At 41.3% G+C, this 22,260-nt stretch carries 13 protein-coding genes and 1 riboswitch; of the genes, 8 read left to right on the top strand and 5 right to left on the bottom strand.

Annotated elements, in window-relative coordinates; translation table 11 throughout:
- Nucleotides 1-48: 48 nt before the first annotated feature.
- From dnaA to FIU21_RS03190, 5 genes are all read left to right on the top strand, one after another.
- Nucleotides 49-1,455: a chromosomal replication initiator protein DnaA gene (gene dnaA / locus FIU21_RS03210; RefSeq protein ID WP_004359225.1), complete on the top strand. Its 1,407-nt coding sequence runs from the start codon at nt 49-51 to the stop codon at nt 1,453-1,455.
- 480 nt (nt 1,456-1,935) lie between these two features.
- Nucleotides 1,936-2,274, top strand: a complete 339-nt coding sequence (locus FIU21_RS03205; protein WP_004359226.1) for a hypothetical protein — start codon at nt 1,936-1,938, stop codon at nt 2,272-2,274.
- Between the two features lie 1,092 nt (nt 2,275-3,366).
- Entirely contained in the window at nt 3,367-3,978 is a 612-nt protein-coding gene (locus FIU21_RS03200) for a hypothetical protein (protein ID WP_004361694.1), read from the top strand.
- A 738-nt stretch (nt 3,979-4,716) separates the two neighbouring features.
- Nucleotides 4,717-7,227: a TonB-dependent receptor gene (locus tag FIU21_RS03195; RefSeq protein ID WP_036885811.1), complete on the top strand. Its 2,511-nt coding sequence runs from the start codon at nt 4,717-4,719 to the stop codon at nt 7,225-7,227.
- Between the two features lie 764 nt (nt 7,228-7,991).
- The gene (locus tag FIU21_RS03190) at nt 7,992-8,912 is read left to right on the top strand and encodes an IS982 family transposase (protein WP_004359229.1); all 921 of its coding nucleotides are present in this window, start codon (nt 7,992-7,994) and stop codon (nt 8,910-8,912) included.
- 35 nt (nt 8,913-8,947) lie between these two features.
- On the opposite strand, the gene FIU21_RS03185 is transcribed toward FIU21_RS03190, so the two are convergent.
- Nucleotides 8,948-9,232, bottom strand: a complete 285-nt coding sequence (locus tag FIU21_RS03185; RefSeq protein ID WP_155812479.1) for a hypothetical protein — start codon at nt 9,230-9,232, stop codon at nt 8,948-8,950.
- 64 nt (nt 9,233-9,296) lie between these two features.
- Between FIU21_RS03185 and FIU21_RS03180 the strand changes: the two genes are divergently transcribed.
- The 3 genes from FIU21_RS03180 (at nt 9,297) to FIU21_RS03170 (ending at nt 14,542) form a co-directional block, all read left to right on the top strand.
- Nucleotides 9,297-9,656, top strand: a complete 360-nt coding sequence (locus FIU21_RS03180; protein WP_004359231.1) for a hypothetical protein — start codon at nt 9,297-9,299, stop codon at nt 9,654-9,656.
- A gap of 1,113 nt (nt 9,657-10,769) precedes the next feature.
- A complete protein-coding gene (locus FIU21_RS03175; RefSeq protein ID WP_004359233.1) occupies nt 10,770-13,088 on the top strand; it encodes a DUF8426 domain-containing protein in 2,319 nt (772 codons plus the stop codon).
- 140 nt (nt 13,089-13,228) lie between these two features.
- Entirely contained in the window at nt 13,229-14,542 is a 1,314-nt protein-coding gene (locus FIU21_RS03170) for a 5-methylcytosine restriction system specificity protein McrC (protein ID WP_004359235.1), read from the top strand.
- 337 nt (nt 14,543-14,879) lie between these two features.
- On the opposite strand, the gene FIU21_RS03165 is transcribed toward FIU21_RS03170, so the two are convergent.
- The 4 genes from FIU21_RS03165 to FIU21_RS03150 all read right to left on the bottom strand — a co-directional run bounded on the left by FIU21_RS03165 (nt 14,880) and on the right by FIU21_RS03150 (nt 21,688).
- On the bottom strand, nt 14,880-16,760 hold the full coding sequence (locus FIU21_RS03165; RefSeq protein ID WP_172891298.1) for an IS1634 family transposase: 1,881 nt from the start codon (nt 16,758-16,760) through the stop codon (nt 14,880-14,882).
- A 602-nt stretch (nt 16,761-17,362) separates the two neighbouring features.
- The gene (locus tag FIU21_RS03160) at nt 17,363-18,148 is read right to left on the bottom strand and encodes a thiamine diphosphokinase (protein WP_036885813.1); all 786 of its coding nucleotides are present in this window, start codon (nt 18,146-18,148) and stop codon (nt 17,363-17,365) included.
- Nucleotides 18,149-18,347: 199 nt separating this feature from the next.
- Entirely contained in the window at nt 18,348-18,947 is a 600-nt protein-coding gene (gene pnuC / locus FIU21_RS03155) for a nicotinamide riboside transporter PnuC (RefSeq protein WP_004359239.1), read from the bottom strand.
- A 356-nt stretch (nt 18,948-19,303) separates the two neighbouring features.
- The gene (locus tag FIU21_RS03150) at nt 19,304-21,688 is read right to left on the bottom strand and encodes a TonB-dependent receptor (protein WP_036885814.1); all 2,385 of its coding nucleotides are present in this window, start codon (nt 21,686-21,688) and stop codon (nt 19,304-19,306) included.
- A 25-nt stretch (nt 21,689-21,713) separates the two neighbouring features.
- Nucleotides 21,714-21,812, bottom strand: a riboswitch (TPP riboswitch).
- Nucleotides 21,813-22,260: the final 448 nt, after the last annotated feature.

Here is a 22,260-nt window from a genome sequence, read left to right as displayed (position 1 = left end):
GGCAAGCCACTATTTCGTGAAAGACAGAGATATTATAGTCAACCAATTATGAACGTCAGTCCTAAAAATCTTTGGGATAGTTGCCTCCAGCTCATTAAGGAGAATGTGACCGAGCAGCAATTTGACACCTGGTTTCGTCCGATTGTTTTACAATCGTACAAGCCAGCATCAAAGACATTGTTAGTTCAGGTCCCAAGCCAATTCGTATATGAGTATTTGGAAGGTCATTACGTAGACTTACTACGTAAGGTGTTGACGCGTGTCTTCGGACAAGGCGTACAACTGACGTATCGTGTAATGATTGACCAGGAGAATCACTTGTCACAAGACTTAGAGCAGGACACCGTAGAAGACATCTCGTCACAGCGTCCTACTGCTCGCGCTAATCAGAGCCCAACCGTACTGGATACAGTGCCACAGGACCTCGATTCGCAGCTCGACCCTCATAAGTCATTCAGCAACTATGTTGAAGGCGACAGCAACAAACTCCCTCGTTCTATCGGTCTTTCTATCGCAGAACATCCTAACACAACACAGTTTAACCCAATGTTCATCTATGGACCATCGGGCTGTGGAAAGACTCACCTTGTTAATGCTATCGGATTAAGAGCGAAGCAACTCTATCCTCAAAAGCGTGTGTTATACGTGTCTGCACGTCTGTTCCAAGTACAGTACACCGATTCTGTACGACAGAATACTACCAACGATTTTATCAACTTCTATCAGACAATTGACATTCTCATTGTCGATGATATCCAGGAATGGGTTACTGCAACAAAGACGCAGGACACCTTCTTCCATATTTTCAACCACCTTTTCCGTAACGGAAAACGTATCATCTTAGCGAGCGACCGCCCACCTGTAGATCTCAAGGGTATGAACGACCGCCTGCTGACACGTTTCTCTTGTGGTTTGATTGCAGAGTTAGAAAAACCAAACGTACAGCTTTGTGTGGATATTCTCCATAGCAAGATTAAGCGTGACGGTCTTAATATTCCAGAGGATGTAGTGCGCTTCATCGCCGAAACTGCTAATGGCAGTGTGCGTGATCTTCAAGGTGTTATCAACTCATTGCTCGCTTACAGCGTCGTTTACAATAGTAATATTGATATGCGATTGGCTGAGCGTGTTATCAAACGGGCAGTGAAAATTGACGACGAACCGCTGACAATTGACGACATCTTGGATAAAGTATGCTCGCATTATAATGTCACGATGTCGGCAGTCAACTCTCGTTCTCGAAAGAAAGATATTGTGATGGCACGCCAAGTGAGTATGTATATGGCACAGAAATATACTAAGATGCCTGCAAGTCGTATCGGAAAGTTGGTTGGTAATCGTGACCACAGCACCGTAATCCACAGTTGTTCAAAGATTGAAGACCGTCTTAAGGTTGACAAGGGATTCCATGCTGAAATCGCAAGTATTGAAAACTCTTTTAAGTTAAAAGCATAAGGTATTAGTTTGAGAGTCTGTCGCATGGTCGTGGCAGGCTTTTTTTAATTGACTAAAACCTTACTCCCTCACCTGAAAATAACCTTCCCCTCACTCTGAAAAATCATTACAAAACAAGTAAATAAATCCCCTCAGAAGTGCTAAAAGGCACTTAAAAATGCATCGTTGTAACTCTCAGAGCATCAAACATTTGCATGAGAATGTTTTAAAAGGTGCTTACTTCGAGTTCAAAAGGGCGTTAGTAAGCACCCAAAAGGGCATCTATTGCAAGCCAATTAAGCGTCTTTTCGAAGCCAAAAGAGCATCTTTTAAAAAGGAGGATGTGAAAAATAATTACATTTGGTGTAGGGAGTAGCTTTGAAGACAACGAAAAGTACAGATATTTTTCTATGTATTATACGAGCGTATTTCTGTCTTGAATATCGTAAAAAGATAAATGACTATACGTAATTTTATAACAACAAAATGAGTAATTGAGCAATGAAAACCTATGATTTCCATTATTCTGTTCATGAAGTGGACGGAAAAGAATTTGAGTTAATTGAATGTTCTACATGGCCTCGCCTGAATGTTCAAGTCATACACACCACACCCGAACGCTTTGAGGAGGACCTGAAAATCGTTAAAAGCCGTTCGCTCTGTGGCTATTCCCTGCTGGATAAGACCTTTATCCTAAAGCATGCAGGTGGTGAGGGTAACGGTGAATTGAGGCAAAGTAATCTCGATGAGATTTTCGACGGCATGAATGAGATTATGAATGCTGCGGTGAAGTGGTGGATGGTAAAAAAAAACACACTTAACACAACACACAACAAGTAGCCCCTCCCCCTTGCCCCTCCCCCAAGGGGAGGGGAGTAGAATGCGCGATATCCCTGTGAGCAGGAAAGAAAAGATGTTTGTTATAATCCCTCGTCGGGTATTAAAGAAAAAGATAATGGAAACTGAGTAAAATTATTTATCGTTTTTAATAAAGATACAAAAAATAAATGTACCTTTACGGCGAATAACTATTAAACCTTTATTGACATGAAAAAATCTTTTTTGCTTTCATCCCTTGTACTGCGTACAACGTTCTGTTTTGGAATGCTCTAATGACGAGAATGAGTTTGTTATTTCTTCTGAAAGATAACAAGTGTCGAACAATACTTAAACATAAAAGGTGATAAAAATGAAACTAAATAAAATAATATTATCATTTTGCGTCTCTATCTTAGGGCTTTACTCTTGTTCTATTGTACCTACATTGTCTAAATTTCCGGTGTCAGACATTCGTTTAGGAGTCAATAAAGCAGATGTGAAAAAACAATGTGGTTTTCCATTTAGATCTGATGTTTTTACAAGAAACCATAAGAGAATAGACGTTTTGTATTATAAGGAACCTGCTCGTGTCCTATGTGAAGGATTCATTATAACAACGGCATTAACATTTGAAAATGATTCGTTAGTTTCTATTATACAGAGTGACAAACTAATATCTGAGCTTGATCTCTCTGTAGATTCCCTTCGAAGGAGATAAGAACAATATAAGGACGGTATGTCAAAGTGTAAGTTCCATTTTGATAATCATACTGTTTGAAACAAATCTTTAAGAATGACCATTTCTGTACTCGATTTTGAGTATAGATGTGGGATAGTGCAGAACAAGCCCAATTCTCTTTAGATGACACGCGTAGAAGTACTGGACGTTTCGAAATTCATATGAACACTATGGGATGGAAAATCTCCGATAACATTATGCGAAATGGAAGAAAAATGTTGGAAAATCTTTTAAAGCACCTCAAACTTGTGTTGCTCCAATGAATCTTGGTGGTGAGAAAAAACGTAATATGAATGCTGGAAAAACAAGATTAAAATCAACAGCTGTATACGGAAGAACTATTTTTTGGAAAGAAACTAAATAAAAGATTAATAATGAGATTTTGTGCTGTATTGATACTTTCTGTGATTTCAATTCTAAATAGTTTAGAATTGAAATCACAAACTGTTGTAAAAATTTTAAGCAATGGTTGTAAGGTAGAGAGAAGTTTATTTCTAAACGAAAAAAAAATCGGGGTGTATAATAAACGAGGTAGATTGGTTAAATTGTCCGCAGATGATATCAAATATCAAAAGATATTTTTAGATCAATCTTATAGCCTGATTGATTATGGAATAATTCTAAAATATCCCGAGGTCATATATAAAGATGCGTGTATTATTGCTGATATTTTGTCAAGTTATGACCCAAGCGAAATCTTATCGTTTACAAAGCCTATAGGGGAGCGAAAAAAGATTTCTATACAAGATATCAATAAGTATTACACGTATCTTGATGCCAGTGTTGACTATGTATTTAGTATTAACATTATAGTCAAGGATAGTCTTATTACCCAATATAGTTATACTTACAAGCCCAATATGTCTGACATCATTATTTCATATACATGTGTATTTACTTATGATAAAAATAATCGAATAGTAAAATTAGAAAAAATATATAGTCGACACTATGAAACAAAAGAAATTATATATGAAAATAAATAACACACGTTTTTTACTTTCATCCCTTGTAATGTGTACATTATTTTGTGGCTCCATTTTAGGGCTTTACTCTTGTTCTATTGCACCTACATTGTCTAAATCTCCGGTGTCAGACATTCGTTTAGGACTCAATAAAGCAGATGTGAAAAAACAATGTGGTTTCCCATTTAGGTCTGATGTTTTTACAAGAAACCATAAGAGAATAGACGTTTTGTATTATAAGGAACCTGCTCGTGTCCTATGTGAAGGATTCATTATAACAACGGCATTAACATTTGAAAATGATTCGTTAGTTTCTATTATACAGAGTGACAGACTAATATCTGGGCCTGATCTCTCTGTAGATTCTCTTCGAAGGAGATAAGAACATTTATAAGGACGGTGTGTCAAAATGTAAGTTCCATTTTGATAATCATACTGTTTGAAACAATTCAATAAAAAATGACCATTTCTATACTCGATTTTGAGTAAAGAAATGGTCTTTTCTTTGCCTTTAATAGAATCCTACTTATAGATTGAAAGTTGTCAAGTTATTAATTTGCATTTTGACACACCCTCCAGAGGGGTGAGGCTTTTTCCCTACTTCTAGGTATTGCACTATTCCTTACAACATCCTACCTTTGCATTAACAAATCAAAGGCGAGCTCTAGAATCATTGATAAGGTCACAAAAAGCCCTATGGGGCGTGCTGTGACTATATCGAAGATTTACAGAACATGCCTGAATTTAAAACAATTTAAAATGATAAAGAAAAGAACCGTAAAACAGATTTTATGTAAATCGGCGTTTGTTTTCGCCGCTACGTTCGTTCTTTCGCTGCCCACTTACGCAAGGCACGAGAACGAAGTGAAAGTTAATACCGAAGCCAACATTAAGGGACGCGTTGTGGATAGTAAAACACAACATCCTCTTTCGCACGCGAGCGTGCTGGTTTTGGGTACAGTTATCACTACCACCACCGATGCCGATGGCCATTTTATGCTGCGAAATCTGCCTGTGGGAAAGGTGATTGTGGAAGTGCGCTCGGCTGGTTATAGGGCTTACAAACACGAGGTGACAACGCAAAAAAATAATACCCATGAGCTGAATGTGATGCTCAAACCCGACGAAATTGCGCTCGACGAGGTTGTTGTGTCGGCCAATCGTAGTCAAACACTTAGACGTGAGTCGCCTGTGGTTGTGAATGTTCTGGACACGAAGTTGCTCGAGTCTACCCATTCTACAACCTTGGTGCAGGGTTTAAACTTCCAACCGGGCGTGCGAACCGAAGATAATTGCACCAATTGCGGATTCTCGCAGGTGCGCATCAATGGGCTTGATGGTCATTATTCGCAAATATTAATCGACTCGCGACCCGTTTTCACGGCCCTTCAAGGTGTTTATGGACTCGAACAGATACCCTCTAACATGGTGCAACGTGTTGAAATTGTTCGCGGTGGTGGCTCGGCGCTCTTCGGTGCTTCGGCCATTGGTGGCACCATCAATATCATTACCAAAGAACCTAGCGAAAATTCGGCCGATGTGGCGCACACCATCACAGGCGCAACAAATGGCTCTACTGCTTTCGACAACAACACCACGGGCAACCTGTCGGTTGTTACAACCAATAATAGAGCTGGGTTTTATCTCTATGGACAAAGCCGACACCGCGCTGCTTACGACCGCGATGGCGATGGTTACACCGACCTTCCCACGCTAGATAATAAAACTGTGGGGCTTAGCTCTTTCTTCCGACTCACCGATTACGCCAAAATAACCCTTAAATACCACGGCTTGAAGGAGTATAGACGTGGCGGAAACAAACTTTACTTGCCTGCTCACGAGGCCAATATTGCCGAACAAATCGAACATACCATCAACGGCGGAAGTTTGGGCTACGACCTCTTTAGCCTTAATGGTAAGGGACATTTCAGTGCTTATGCCTCGTTTCAAAACGTTGACCGTAAGAGTTATTACGGCGGACTGGGCGAACTGGCCACCGCTGCCGATGGACTTAAGGCCTTGAACGAAGCCTATAAACTGGGACTTAACCTCGATATGAGCGAAGACGATGCCGCCACGCTGCCCGCCAACCAACAACAAACGCTGGCCGATGCGCAAGCCTACGACAAAGCACAACGAGCCTATAACCTTACGCATAACATCAATTACATAGCTGGTGCGCAATATGTGCACAATTTCGACCGTCTGTGGTTCATGCCTTCGAGTCTTGTTGTGGGGGCCGAATATAGCTACGACCGCATTAAAGACCACTCGCTGGGCTACAACAGCCTGATGGAACAGCGCGTGAATATTGGTAGCTTCTTTGCTCAAAACGAATGGAAAAACAACCATTGGGGCTTGCTTCTGGGCGGACGACTAGACAAACACAACCTTATCTCGCATCTTATCTTTAGTCCGCGCGTTAATCTGCGCTACAATCCCACGCCCAACACCAATTTCCGACTTACTTACGCTGGCGGATTTAGAGCCCCACAGGCTTTTGATGAAGACCTTCATACGCGTATTGCTGATGGCGACCGTGTGAAAATTGCGTTGGCTAAGGATTTGAAAGAGGAACGTTCGCACAGCTTTAGTGCATCGGTCGACCTCTATAAAAGTTTTGGAATAGTACAAACCAACGTTCTTATTGAGGGCTTTTACACACGCCTTAACAACATGTTTGCTACACGCAAACTGGCTGATGATGTGATTATTGATGGCGCACGTGTTGAAGAACGCTTCAATTCTAACGGTGCAACGGTGTATGGAATTAACCTCGAGGGCAAGGCTTCGCTCTCGTCGTGGGCGCAATTGCAAGCTGGTTTTACTTGGCAAAGCAGCCGTTATCGCACGCCCGAAGAATGGGACGACGATGCTGCTCCCGAGTTTAAAACCACTAAACGTCTGCTGCGAACGCCCAACACCTACGGATATTTCACCCTCACTGTGCATCCCACCATCGATTTTGCCCTATCGTTATCGGGCGTTTACACGGGTAGAATGTATGTTGGCCACCCCAAAGGGGGGAGCGAGCGCACCAACGACTTTGCTATCATTGAGCACACTCCCGCGTTTCTCACGCTTAACCTGAAGCTTGCCTATAATTTCTACATAACTAAGCAGGTGAAATTGGAGGCTAGTGCGGGGGTGCAAAACATGCTCGATGCTTACCAAAAGGATTTGGATAAAGGGGCTTCGCGTGCCTCCGACTATGTTTACGGACCTACTCAACCCCGCAGTTTGTTTCTTGGGATGAAGTTTTCGTACTAGGTATTATGTCTTTTTTACCCAAAAACAGTGGGTAGAGTTGTTTTGATTTTGTGTATTGCTGGACACATTGCCGATGTTGTTATTGAAAATGTGGTGCACTACGCTCAAACAATATCATAGGCAAGATGCCGACAAGCCAACAAAAGATGAACTGTAAGCAACATCAATTGTGTGATTAGTGGTCTTACAATTGATTTGGGTTTAAAAAGCTGGGTGTAATGATTGAAAGCTACGGTAAATAGACTTTACAAAACGCATTTCAGTACTACACCACTTCTAGAAAGGCAAAAACGCCTGTAGGCGATGCCCCAAAATAGGCTTTTAATGCCCCAAACGAGACCAAAATGGTGTAAGTGCTTGTGCATAAGCACGCTAACACAAAAATGAATATTGCATAAAGGCAGGAGTTTAAATCATAACTTTTGCGCTGCTTTTTGAGTTTTTAGTGAGAAAAAGGTGCTAATTCTATGCTTATTGCGCCTTTTTCCCACTTTTTTTGTGGTTCACGTCAGTTGTTTTTGCATAAATTGGGTCGCGCCCTTTGCTCACACGCCTTGCGTTTTGCTGCATTTAGCCTTGCGTTTAGCACGAGTTAGCAGTGCGTTTTGCTGCAAAACGCAGTGTATTTTGCACCATTTTGCAAAGTGTTGAGACTAAGTGGTACGCCAGTTCGGGATAAGAAAGTTCTCTAAAAAGTTGGTAATCTCGCTATTATTTTGTAACTTTATAGTTGAAAATCAATCACTTACAAAACATATATAGCGATGATTACCACAGACAAAGTTACAGAAATATTTTGTATATTGGATGAGTTCTGCAAGAATTTAGATGCCGAGTTAACTAAAAACCTACATATCGCCCCCATAGACGAGGGATATAAGCGCATGCGAAACCGTAAAGGGCAGATGTCCAAGAGCGAAATCATGACCATCCTGTTGTGCTACCATTTTGGCTCTTTCCGCAATTTCAAGCACTATTACCTCTTCTTCATCAAGGAGCATATGGCAAGCTACTTCCCTAAGACCGTGTCCTACACGCGTTTCGTGGAACTCAAGCCTCGCGTGTTCTTCGAGCTGATGGCCTTCATGCGCATCCAAGGTTTTGGAAAGTGCACGGGCATTAGTTTCGTGGACAGCACGATGATTCCCGTATGCCACAACATGAGAAGGAATTTCAACAAGGTGTTTGATGGACTTGCTAAGAACGGAAAGGGAACAATGGGGTGGTGTCATGGCTTCAAGCTTCATCTGCTGTGCTACGAGATGGGCGATGTACTCACGTTCTGCCTAACTCCCGCAAACGTGGACGACAGGGACCCTAGGGTGTGGCAGGTCTTCACCAAGGTGCTCTACGGCAAAGTATTTGCCGATAAGGGCTACATCAAGCAAGAGTTCTTTGAGAACCTCTTCAACCAAGGCATCCATCTCGTTCACGGGCTCAAATCAAACATGAAAAACAATCTTATGCCCTTGTGGGACAAGATGATGCTGCGCAAGCGATATATAATAGAATGCATCAACGAACTGCTCAAGAACAAGGCCAACCTTGTCCATTCACGCCATCGCTCCGTACATAACTTTCTCATGAATCTCTGTGCGGCATTGGCAACATATTGTTTCTTCGAGAATAAGCCCGAGGCACTTCCCGTGCGCATTGAAAAGACTAGGCAATTGGAACTTTTCTAAGCAAATCCTTATCCCGAACTGGCGTAAAATGGTACTTATGAAATATGGATTGATGAGGTAAGGTGCATACATAATAAGGCACACAGAGCCACGGAGAGGACGGAGCTAAGTGCAATGTCAGGGAGGTGCCAGTGGCACAATGAGCGACGGAGATGAAGCGTACAGATTCCTGATAAGTTTTGGGGTAAATGCTTTGGGCATAAAATCTCTAATAAAACTGGCAAATAACCTTCGTTTCTCCACGCACCGACGGTGCCTCTGTGACTTCCATTGCCTTGTATGCAATAAGCCTCTGTACACTCCTTTTCTCTGTGTGACATTCCGTCAGAGTTCAAAATTTAGGCGGACAGCCTTATGATTCCAAGTTTCAGAAGACCCAACAAAATGAGTAATTGCACAATGAAAACCTATGATTTCCATTATTCTGTTCACGAGGTGGACGGAAAACTATTTAAGTTGATTGAATGCTCTACATGGCCTCGTCTGAATGTTCAGGTGATTGATACCACGCCTGACCGCTTTGAAGACGATTTAAATGTGATTAAAAGCCGTTCTCTTTGTGGTTATTCTCCCCATGATAAAACCTTTATTCTCAAGCATGCAGGTGGAGAAGGCAACGGTGAATTAAAACAAAGTAATATCGATGAGATTTTCGACGGCATGAAGGAGATTATGAATGCTGCTGTGAAATGGTGGAGGGAAAATCACCCCACCCCCGCCCCTCCCCAAAAGGGAGGGGAGTAGAATGCGCGATACCCCTGTGAGCAGGAAAGAAAAGATGTTTGTTATAATTGCTAATCGGGCATTAAAGAAAAAGATAATGGAAACTGAGTAAAATTATTTATCGCTTTTAATAAAGATACAAAAAATAAATGTACCTTTATGGCGAATAATTATTGAACCTTTATTGACATGAAAAAATCCTTTTACTTTCATCCCTTGTACTGCGTACAACGTTCTGTTTTGGGGATGTTCTAATGACGAGAATGAGTTTGTTATTTCTTCTGAAAAATAACAAGTGTCGAACAATGCTTAAACATAAAAGGTGATAAAAATGAAACTAAATAAAATAATATTATCATTTTGCGTCTCTATCTTAGGGCTTTACTCTTGTTCTATTGCACCTACATTGTCTAAATTTCCGGTGTCAGACATTCGTTTAGGACTCAATAAAGCAGATGTGAAAAAACAATGTGGTTTTCCATTTAGGTCTGATGTTTTTACAAGAAACCATAAGAGAATAGACGTTTTGTATTATAAGGAACCTGCTCGTGTCCAATGTGAAGGATTCATTATAACAACGGCATTAACATTTGAAAATGATTCGTTAGTTTCTATTATACAGAGTGACAGACCAATATCTGGGCTTGAACTCTCTGTAGATTCTCTTCGAAGGAGATAAGAACAATATAAGGACGGTGTGTCAAAATGTAAGTTCCATTTTGATAATCATACTGTTTGAAACAAGTCTTTAAGAATGACCATTTCTGTACTCGCTTTTGAGTATAGAAATGGTTTTGTGCCAATGGCAGCTGCTCGCCCCCAAACTCCTCGATGGTTTTTAGTATAGATGATTAAGCTACACCTACGCGAGGGATTGCAGTTCTATGGTGAACTTGCGGAAAATATATAAAATAAAATTTGTAAACATAAAATAACGATATGTCAAACAAAGTCGTTATATTTGTAGTTCGGCACTTCAAAACAAACTTTCCTGTCACTTCTGTCATTGGTTGTGGGTGTTTAACTTGTTGATTTACAATGAACTCTACGCAAATGTTAAAATGACAGCAAATGAAAATAAAAGTAAGTTGTGAGGATATTAATAGCGCATTATAACTGAAGACTGCTAAGTTTATGGCTGTAAAGACATTATATAAGACGATAAATACAAACGGAGAATATAGCTGTGGTGATATAGGTGTCACCACGGAGGAATGGCTTGATTTACTACGTGATGAGAAGTCAATGCCATATCATGAAGCTTTGCTGTGTTTCCTACGTCAAAAAGAACATAAGGCAACTTGTGTAAAGGTTTCCCAAGTATATGGGAAGCCTGCTGAGCATTATAACAGTAAGGTGTATAACTTCTCTAAGTGGGTACAAAAACGCTTGAATAGATTTAGCGTAAAAGACGCAGACGATAAAGATACTTACTGGTGTATTACGATGCAAAAAGGTTGGGACACAAAGCAAGGGTTCCAATGGCAGCTGCGTGATGAGCTTGTAGAAGCCCTTAGAATCTATTTGATGAAAACGCTTATAGATGTCTTCAGAAATGGAAAACCTTTTAATGGTTATAAAGAAGAATATAAATGGAACTTACTTGATAGGTCGGAAGGGAAAGATGTGCTTGCAGTCTTCGATGGTCTTAGAGGAGAGAATGTTATAGATAATCCTCGCACTGATTCTGTTATAAAGTATTTGGTTGAGAATGAAGCCGACAAGACAAGAGTTTGCTGTCAACATCTGATTGACGAGTCTGTTCCATTAAACGAACGATTAGCAGCTTTTAAGTCAGAGATAAAGGCTTTGTGTCCAAGTAAATGGAAGAACACTGCAAATGATGAGCGTACAGCATCAGCCTTGCTTACCTGTGTTTATCCAAAGACTTATACTTTCTATAAGGATGAAATATATAAGAATATTTGTGATTACTTCGGTTATACTTCTCGAAAGGCAGGAAAGAAATATGAGCACTTTATGGAACTTGTCAATGGTTTCGTAAAGAGCTATGGAGAGGAAATACAGCAGATAATGCTGAATGAAATCAAAGGATTTAAGAATAAACCGCTCAACCTTGCGGTGCAGACTTTATTCTGGTGTATGAAAGATTACATGAAAGAGGAATTGAAAAATAAGATGACTACAGAGACAAATAATAGTTCAAAAGGGGTATGGTATGATGATGTTGTCCGTATATGGGAGCGACGTAAGAACATAGTATTATATGGTGCGCCGGGTACTGGTAAGACTTATGACGTACCAGAGCTTGCTGTTCGTCTTTGTGATTCTGCGTTTATGGCTGCAGAACCGAGTAGGGAGGAGATAGTAAGCAGATACAATCAGCTTAAAACGGAAAAGCGTATTGCCTTTACAACCTTCCATCAGTCCTTAGACTATGAGGATTGGATTGAAGGATTGCGCCCTGTTGTCAACGAGAATAGTCAAGTAACCTACGAGATAGAAAGCGGAATCTTCAAGAAGTTGTGTGAAGAGGCAGAACGCCCTGTAGTTAAGGATAAGAAGGTGGGTATCTCTGATAATGCTGTTGTCTGGAAGGTTTCACTTGCAGGAACGGGAGATAATAATGTTCGTCGTGAGTGTATGGAGAATAACCATATACGTATTGGATGGGACGGCTATGGTCCTGTTATTTCTGATGAAACCGACTGGACTATTCATAATGAAACGGGTAGAAAGATATTAGATGCTTACATCAATAAGATGAAGATTGGCGATATCGTTATGTCGTGTTATTCAAGTCAGACGATTGATGCCATTGGAGTCGTTGTTAGTGATTATGAGTTTGAGGATAAGTTCCCTAACTATAAGCGTGTTAGACGTGTTAACTGGCTTGTAAAGAATATCAATGAGAACATTGTAGAGATGAATGATGGTAAGACAATGGTAGAGTCTTCTGTCTACCGTTTGAATTCTATTACGCTTAATGATGTAAAATCAATTCTTGAGAAGTACGATACTTCCTCTAAGATGGAGGAGAACGACAAAGCCTATGTGATGGTTATTGACGAGTTGAACCGTGGAAATGTCTCGAAGGTGTTTGGCGAGCTGATAACACTGCTTGAAGCAGACAAGCGTAAGGGACGTATTAATGCTGAAAGTGTGGTGCTGCCTTACTCTAAGAAAGCTTTTCATATTCCAAACAATGTCTATCTGATTGCAACCATGAATACTGCCGACCGCTCTTTGGGCTCGCTTGATTATGCTATCAGACGACGTTTTGCTTTCATAGCAGAGAAGCCATTTGGCTTAGAAGTAGATGGGTTCGATGAGGATCTTTTTGAGAAGGTTAGTAGTCTGTTTGTTAAGAACTTTGGTGATTATAAGGAGAGTGGTTGGGACCTGACTATGAAACTCGAATCAGCAGATACCTTGTCTGATGAATATAAGCCAGAAGATGTTTGGATTGGTCATAGTTACTTCCTGATGTAGGATGAGGAAGGGAATGATAATACAACCGATCGTCTTCTATATGAGATTATTCCACTTTTAGAAGAGTATGTTCGTGATGGTGTGCTGACAGCAGAGGCACAAGATATTATCGACCAACTATATAAGCAAGCAACCGAGTAATGAGAGTAGTGCAACTTCAAGAACAGTTGTTGGAGAATACTTATCTCCAGCAGACTGAGTGTGAAGCTATCATCCCTTATATGGATGATGGCTCGGAAGTTGTGCGTGGGGTTAAAAGAGGGCGTGAGGAGAAGGAACTCTGTCTGAAGCTATCTCGTAAAGCGGATAGCATCTGTGCCACTGGCTCTTATTTCGTTGGGGTAGACTGGATTAAGGAAGAGGAGTTAGCAGTACAAGTCAGTCCTAAGATGAATGACGGCTTTGAGATAGACTATGTTCGTATGTTAAACGAGGCATTAGCAGAACCTGATAACATGGAGCATCTGAAAGACTTACTCACCATTCGTTTTGATAAACCTTCTATCTGTATCAGTCAGAAGCAAGACTTGTTGAGTATCTTCTTGATTACAGAGTATCTGAATATTCTTCAGCGTATCGTAAGAAAGGGGTTGAAGAAGAGTTACTATAGGGTTGAAGAAAACCTAAACAATAAGGTTAAAGGACATATCCTTGTCAGTAGAACGATTCAGCGAAACCTTGCGAAGGGACGTATTACAGACAATGTCTGCCGTTACCAGGTGTATGACATTGACTCACCAGAGAACAGAATACTAAAGAAGGCACTTGCTTTTTGTAAGAAGCAGTTGGAGGTTTATAAGCATGCACTTGATACAAAGGCTTTGGAAAAGAAGATAAGATATGTGCAGCCTTCTTTCGAGCGGGTGGGCGATGAGATAAGTGTTAAGGCTATGAAGACATTTAAGGGAAATCCTGTTTTCAAAGAATACTTCACGGCTGTTGAGTATGCACAACTGCTGCTAAGGCGTTTCAGTTATGATATTACACTTGTTGGTAAAAGCCAGATAGTCACGCCTCCGTTCTGGATTGATATGAGTAAGCTCTTTGAGTTATATGTTTTTGGTAAGCTTAAGAAGATTTTTACAAGGAAAAGAGAGATTCAATATCATGTGAAAGCTCATTATCAAGAACTTGATTATCTCCTGAAACCGACAGAGTGGACTGAACCTTACGTTATTGATGCGAAATATAAACCACGTTATAAGCAGGGTGGTGGTATAACTATAGATGATGCAAGGGAAGTGAGTGGTTATGCCCGACTAAGCAAAATCTATAAAGAATTAGGTTTGAATGAAGAAACTGCACTGCCTATTAAGTGTCTCATTATCTATCCAGACCAAGATCAAGAAGAACGATTTACTTTTACAAAGACAGAAGAACCAGCATTTGAAAAGGTTTCTGGCTATGTCCGTTTCTATAAGTTGGGAATTAGGTTACCAGTAGTTCAAACTTGATCGCTATAATAAACGATATGTTTACGAAGGTGGATATAATTGCTGTTGAGGCAGTATAAGATACTTCAGCTGTTTGTTGTACAATTGATTTAGAAATATTGCTGTCCGATAAAAATAAACTGAAAGCTCTGTATCTCTTTATCCATCGGTGTTGCAGCCGTTTTACTTATCCATGGGCTTGGTTTTCAGTTTTAAACCGTAAGCATTATAAAATGTACTTATTTTGCCAAAGGAAGCCCTATAATAACCAAATAAATTAACGAAATCATAAGTTTAACCCAAGTTTAATACCCACCTTCGCCTAATTGTTACTGTCACCGTACTTTCCTCGTTTTTCTTATGGGCTCTGTGTCCTACAAATTTTATTCTTTTTGAATGGTGAGTGTTTTAAGTTCAACTTATCGTATATCTGTTTTGCTTGCTTTGAAGGACTACTACATTGGCGCATCTCGGTGTTCTCACCTAATGGATTCTTCCCTTTTGTGGTGACGAGCTTTTGGGTACTCATACGTCGTACTATCTCGGTCCAGTAACAGGATTCTCCTTCTCGTTTTAATTGACAACGGATAGTGTTTACCACCCAGTAGGCTAATAAACCGAAGAAGAGGTGTGCGTCGCTTCGCTCATCTTTCTGATGATAGATAGGACGGAGGTTGAGGTCATTCTTTAGTTGCCTGTTCGTGCATTCTATCTCACGAATGAGATTGTAGTATTCCCATGTCACACGCTCAGAAAGTGTCCTGACATTGCTGCGGAGGAAATAGACTCCGTGACCAGATTCCATTGCCGAGAGGTCTTTTATCTCCCAGTCTACACGCAGCATCTCCTTGAGTTTCTTCTCATCTTTTATGTAGCTTATCTGGTAGAACTTCGCTATAGAAGGGTACTTCTGTATGGCACGTCCTGTACGTTCAACAACCTTTTCATAGGTTTTTGTTCCACCTTTCTTGGAGATTCCATCGTTTATCCTCTGCAGTTCCATCTCAAAACGCTCTTTCCAAACCCTGTTCATGGATGACTCTGTCATAGCTTTCGAAGGAGATGTTATTTCGAGATAATAATCCTTATCATCCTCTGTCTTAACCTCTTTCAGCGTTACCTTTTGCCGACGGGCATCCATTACCGTAACACTCTTGTTATCATCACTGAGCGTATAGTCTTTCATTTTCGTACGGGATACGCAGAGATAATTGTAACCCTTTTTCTTTATTAGCTCCAAGTTCTCTTCCGTGGCAACACCTGCATCCATGACAACAAGCGTATCCTTTGTTCTTGATGGATTCTTCTTTGCCAGCGTATCAATCATATTGGGTAGAGACTTGGGATCTGCTGTATTACCCTCTAAGATAGAAGAATAACGTATAAAACCTTCTTGATTGATACATAATGCAAGTACAAGTAGCTTACAGTCAGAGCGTTTTTCTTTTGAACGACCGAACTTGGCTTTATCGCTATTACGCTTACTACCCTCGAAATAGAAGTTGGTTAAGTCGAAGAGCATCAACTTGTTGTCTATATTAAAGAGGTCGTCAGTAACGCTGCACAAATGACGCTCTAACTGTTCCTTTAGTTCATATAACTTGTCAGTGATATTATACAGAGAATTGATTCCTGGTGTCCAGTCAGGAACTCCATTGTAAAGTTCGCCAGCAGCCGAGTTATCGCGCAAATAATAATAAGATGAACGTTCAGAAACAGCATATACCGTGCGAACAATCAATGCTGACAAAGCCGTGTGTATTGCATTCTCCGTCCAGCCGTTTTTGCGCAGAAAACCCTCTAACTGCAGCTTGTCTATCGTCTGCTTGCAGAGCCACTCTGCACCAACATTCCTTGCGTCAGTATAGTTTGCCGTCTCAAGGTCTATGTAGTTCTCATATTTTCTCAGCGACTTCTGCTCTTCCTTATTAAACCGATCGATTCCACCTTCTTTCTCCATACGGATCCACCATTCGTCAGCCTTTGCCTGTTCAATAGGAGTAAGACCCTCAAGGTGTTCTTTGAGAAGCGAGGGTGTACTTCTGTTTTTGAAGCGTTCGGTAAGAGCATATGCAATTTTTCGAACCTGTACAGCAGTAAGTGAAGGTTCGAACCCGATGTTCAACAGAATTAGCGAATGTACATGACCCTGCACGTCACGATATGACTCCTTGATGCGATAATAAGGAGCCATGTCCCCTGTGGCAGGGTTGATTCGTGTCTGTACATTTGCGTGCATGAGTGCAAAGTAACAAAATATTTTTGATATGGCTGTGTCCTACAAATCAGATTTTACTCCTCGTTACAATACCCTATACTTGATTATCAATCATTTATCAAATTGATACTACACAAAACATCCCGAAAATTTATGAAAAATAATTTTGCCGGTTAAACTTGGGTTAATTTCTCTTATACCTCACCATATGCAAGTACAGTTAGTATTTATAAAGCGGGAGGGACACTTGATGTGAGCGTCTATAAAAGCTTCTTCAAAAATAAGCTGATATGCTATTTTTGGGGAAGAGACTTGCTACAAACTCAGAAAAGCTAAAAGAGCATGTATTGTGTTTGAACTGTATGAAAATAGCTTACAAAAATCAATTATGTAGGAATTAGTTGTTTGTAGAAGACAGATAGACATCACACCTAATTACATTTATCAAGTAGTTTACTCTCCCTTTGTAAAACCATCTAATTAGGGATAATCATTCCATGTCTGTGGATTGATTTTATTCTATTAACAATCTACGCCATTTAACGGAAGAATCTAAATAAAGCCATATCGACATCTCCCTACGGAGATGAAGATATGGCATTTTGATTTGTAGAAAAGGTTTGTTATATTTTATGCGTACGGTAAATTAAGTAATCACCATCCGCTTGGATTGTAAATTCATTCGATAAGGCTTCGTTCAGTGTTCCCTGCCATAGCTCGCTGAATGGATAGATATCCCATTTCAGTCCGTTACTACTTAGCTCCTTGCAGGTAGTATTGAAGATACTGACTTGCTGTCCAGGGAATGATTCAAAACGCATTGTACCCGATGCTGCAACAAAATATCCATAGTCGGTTACCATCACTGGGTCGATAGCCAACTGACGATAGTAATAGAGCATGAGAGAGATGTTGCCCAAAGTATGATCCTCACGCTTTCCCGTTGCTCCGAGATAGCAGAAGCGAGGACGAGTATGTGTAGATGCGTCCATCTTTAGATGTGAACGAGCAAAGAGGGTAGCCTTGGTGAGGTCGTTAAACTCTTGCTCCGAAATCGGATGATAGATGTGTGCATAGCGTTGTTTGAACTCTTCTGAAAGTGAGTCGCCATCGCCCACCACTGCTGTTGGCTCTATATCATATTCCAATAAATCCTCCAAAGCACCATCACAAACAATCAGATTTTCCGCAGTACGTAGGATGTGAAGGGGTAGGACGTGGGTTGGGAAGTCGCCAGCAGCAAGGATGACGGCACTAAAGCCTCCCCCAACCCCTCCGAAAGGAGGGGAGTGCCTAATCGAAGAGACCTCCCCTAACACCTCCAAAGGAGGGGAAAGCCTAACGGGGTGTTCGTTGGTAATGTGTTGTTGTTGTCCGTCCTTATTATTCTCTTTGTTATTGATAATCATTTATCTTGCTATTCTTATTCTAATCTTTCTCCCTTTCGAGATACTTTGTATTTGTTTTATTTATTGCTGTAACTTCATTCTTCAACCTATCAATATAATTTGGGGAGCTTTGGGAAGCCTTTATCCCGTTAGGCATCCCCCTCCTTTGGAGGGGTTAGGGGAGGTCTTTGTCCCGATAGATATCTTTTTCTTCTAATAGTTAGGGGAGGTCTTCCCTATTTGCACTCCCCTCCTTTCGGAGGGGTTGGGGGAGGCTCCTCCTCCACTTAAAATATCCAGCCACAGCGATAACGGCATAGAAGGCATAGAGTCCTGCGGTGAAAGGAATCTCTTTATATACATAAAGTCCTGCCAATTCGATATCGACAACAATCCATATCCACCACTGTTCGATGTATTTCTTTGCTAACGCCCACAGTCCGATGAAGCTGAGTGCATTGCCGAAGCTATCTAATACCGGTACGGTAGAGTTCGTGAACTTGATGAGGATGATATAAAGTGCAGCCCAGAGAAGGAGGAAGGTAACCAATGAAGGGAGTATCAACTGTCGAGGATAGTGTGTGATAGGAATCTCCTCCGCCCCTTTCTTCCTTCCGAACTTCCAATACAAAAAGCCATAGATGGCTGCTAAGGTATAATATATCTGCATTCCAAAGTCCGCATACAGTCCTGCCTCGTAATAGACAAACATATAGATGACAGGCATAATAATCCCCGTCAACCAAAGCCATATACTCGCTTTGTATTCTTGATAGATGTAAATTAGGCCGACGATGCAGCCCAGCATGTCTAATGTCATAATTTAAAATAAGATAGCGTAGCACCACCAAGTGGCCCCTCCCCCATCCCCTCCCCCAAAGGGAGGGGCGTAGAATGTGTGATACCCCTTGTGATTAGTAGATGAGTTTACAAGTAGACAAGCTTGCGTGTAAACAATTTGTCCTGCTTGGAAGTTGGCTCTTCTTGCAAAGCATACAGTGTATTTCCCTTGTATTTATTGCATAAGTTTACAAGTAGATAAGCTTGCGTGTAGACCAGTTGTCCTGCTTGGGAGTTGACCCTTTTCTTATAAGCAATCTACAAGCAAACAGTACATTTCACGCCCCTCCCTTTGGGGGAGGGGCCAGTTGGTGTTGCTTGGTCGCTGCTTTCTGTTTAAAACTTCAACGCAACACTTCCCATCACATTAAACCCTGCCATTGGGATAAAACCAATCTGCGTGTAACGGTTCTCGTTAGGATGACCGTCGTGGTCGAGGATGGAACTATACACCCATCCGCTGGCAGCATAATGGCGATTGAAGATGTTGTTGAGGTTCACACCGAAGACAGCTTCCTTCAAACCTGCAATGTGTTTGCTTGGACGAAGGGTATAGCTGAGGTTGATATTCGTCTGTGAATAGCATGGCAACGAACGTGTCATATTCTCGGTATTGTCGAGATATTGACGACTGACGAAGTTTGTATGCCACACAGCCTCAAAACCTTTATAATGGAGATTGAGCATACCATTGAGGATAGCTGATGGTGAGAATGCCAAAGTGGAGTGGTTGTAATGAATCTTACGGAAAGAAGCCTCCCAATCTACACTTGCCATCTCGTCAAAGTCCTTGATGATATTACGGCTCAAAGCAGCGTTACCCTCAACGGTCAACCATGACAATGGGCTCCATCCTGCCTCCAACTCAGCTCCCATACGATAGCTGTCCTTGATGTTCGTTGTCAGGTTCGCACCGATATCACTCTGCGCACCAGTCTGTACAAACTGGTTGTTATAGTTCATATAATAGAGGTTCACCCCTGCTCTCCAATTGCGACCATTGTATTGATAGCCCATTTCGATATCCACCATACGCTCTGGCGATGGTGCAGGATAACTACCGTTGTTGGTGAAGTTATTACGTTCTGGCTCACGACTGGCATGCGCAATAGATGCATAAGCCTTGTGACCACCACGATAATAGCTGATTCCTGCTTTCGGATTAACGAAGTCATAGCGCTCGTTGACGTCTAAGAGCTGGTTCTGATAGCCACTGCCGACCTTATAGAAACGGTCGTTCTGACCATCGGTCATATACTCCACATGACGGATCTGCAGGTCCATAAATACATTCCAATAGTCTGCAAAGTTGTATTTTGCCTTGAAGAATCCGCTGTAATCATACTTATGTGCCTTAGAGTCATAATACTTATAATCATTGCCACCAGCACGATACTTCGCATCTGCCTCCTCATTCTTTATATAAGTAAGGTAGCCGAAGTGACTGCCACGGAACTGCTGCAGGTTCAGTCCGCCTGTCACATCCCAACTCTCGTCCTTGTAATTGCTGGTGTAAACAATGCCGTAGGTGTGCTGTGACAAACCTTTCAAGCGTACGAAGTCAGATTTCTTGATAAACTTACCCTTGCTATCGGTGAATGCCAAACCGAACTTCTCAAACTTTGTGTTATGCTTAAATTCACTGTAATAGCCGTAACCATAGGTGTAATTCAGGGTTACGTTATGACTCCAATGATTGGAAGGGTGGAAAGCAAACGACAAGAGGTTATGATTTTGATAGAAATTATCTGTTGTTTTGTTCCAGAAAGAGCCGTCACGCATCGTGTAACGTGCTGTCTGGTAGTTGCCGTTTGCATCCTTAACGAAGGCTCCGTTAGCATCAGTCTGCAAGTATTCATAGAGTTGGTTGAACTTACCTAATCCCCTTTCATACATATCTTTATAGGTTGTGATGCCAGTCTTAGCACCGTAGGTACCATCCATCAGACTCAAGTCATTACTACCCGTAACGACACCGTTCCATGCTTGTCCAGTCTTTTCAAAGTTACCGATGTTCTTATAGCTGATGCGGAAGTTATCCCCCAACCATGTAAGACCACCATAATAAGAACCCGAACGCCCACTTGTTCCGTGAACATATCCGTCTGTTGCGGTCTCATGATAGGCTCCATCGAAGACAAGATGATTAAAGAGCAGACCTGTAGAGAACTTCACACCTGCGTTATACGTATTGTATGAGCCGTATGAGCCACTCACCTCAACACTCGGCTTCGTGCTTGGTGCACTCGTTGCCAACGACACCGAACCACCGAAAGCACCGTCACCATTGGTTGATGTACCGATACCACGCTGTATCTGTACACTATTCATCAGCGATGCGTAAGAGTTCATATTTGCCCAAAACACCGTCTGATCCTCAGGCGAATTAAGTGCAACACCGTCTAAGGTGATGTTGATTCTACTGCCCGCAGCACCACGAATGCGCATAGCTGCCGTACCCGTTCCAAGTCCATTCTCGCCCCAAGCCAATACGCCCGGCGTCTGTGAGAGGAGGAATGGTAACTCACGTCCACTCTTAGAGAATGCCTCAAGTTCCGTTTTTTTGATATTAGAAACAGCGTATGGAGCACTCTTTGGCGCACGTACACCTGCCACAACGACCTCGTCAAGCTGCTGTTGTCTCAGCGTGTCCGTCACTGTTTGCGCCTTTATAGCTGCCACGCACGTCAGTGCAGCAGTAAACAGGATAATTCTTTTCATATCCCAGATTGATGATTTAAGAAAAAAGTATAAGGGGAAATCTTCCTACGACGGCATTATCCGTATCAGGTCAATGGGTATAATCTCAGCAAGCCCAAACAGGCAAGCACCCCTTAGTTTCCATTTTGAAAACCGATGCAAAAGTAATACTTTCTTATCAAACTGCCAAAAGTAATCTGTATAAATATCGGATGCGTGTGTTTATATTCGCTTCTTCCTATATAGGGAGTGATAACTATTTTCTAACAAGAGAAACTATTACACTTCTCACAATATAAGTTTTGTTTTGATTTGCTGTCACTTTTAACATTTCAATCATTCCCTCTGTAATCTAACGAGTTAGCTTGTGCCTTTAAGTGATAGCAGTGACAGCAAAATTGAAATATGCAAAAATGAAAGAAGATTAGAAGTAGTTAAAACCATTGATTCTCTTATTTCATAGCTAACATTAGTATTAAGGTCAATCATGCAACAACTTGTTGCATAATTAGAATAAATCTCTACATTACAATCAATTCTCAATTATAATAAAATCATGTATACATAATAAATCTCCTTCTGCCCTTCTGTTT

It is taken from the genome of Prevotella melaninogenica (assembly GCF_013267595.1).
GTDB classification, from domain to species: domain Bacteria; phylum Bacteroidota; class Bacteroidia; order Bacteroidales; family Bacteroidaceae; genus Prevotella; species Prevotella melaninogenica_D.
This window is presented reverse-complemented; position numbering and strand designations above follow the sequence as displayed.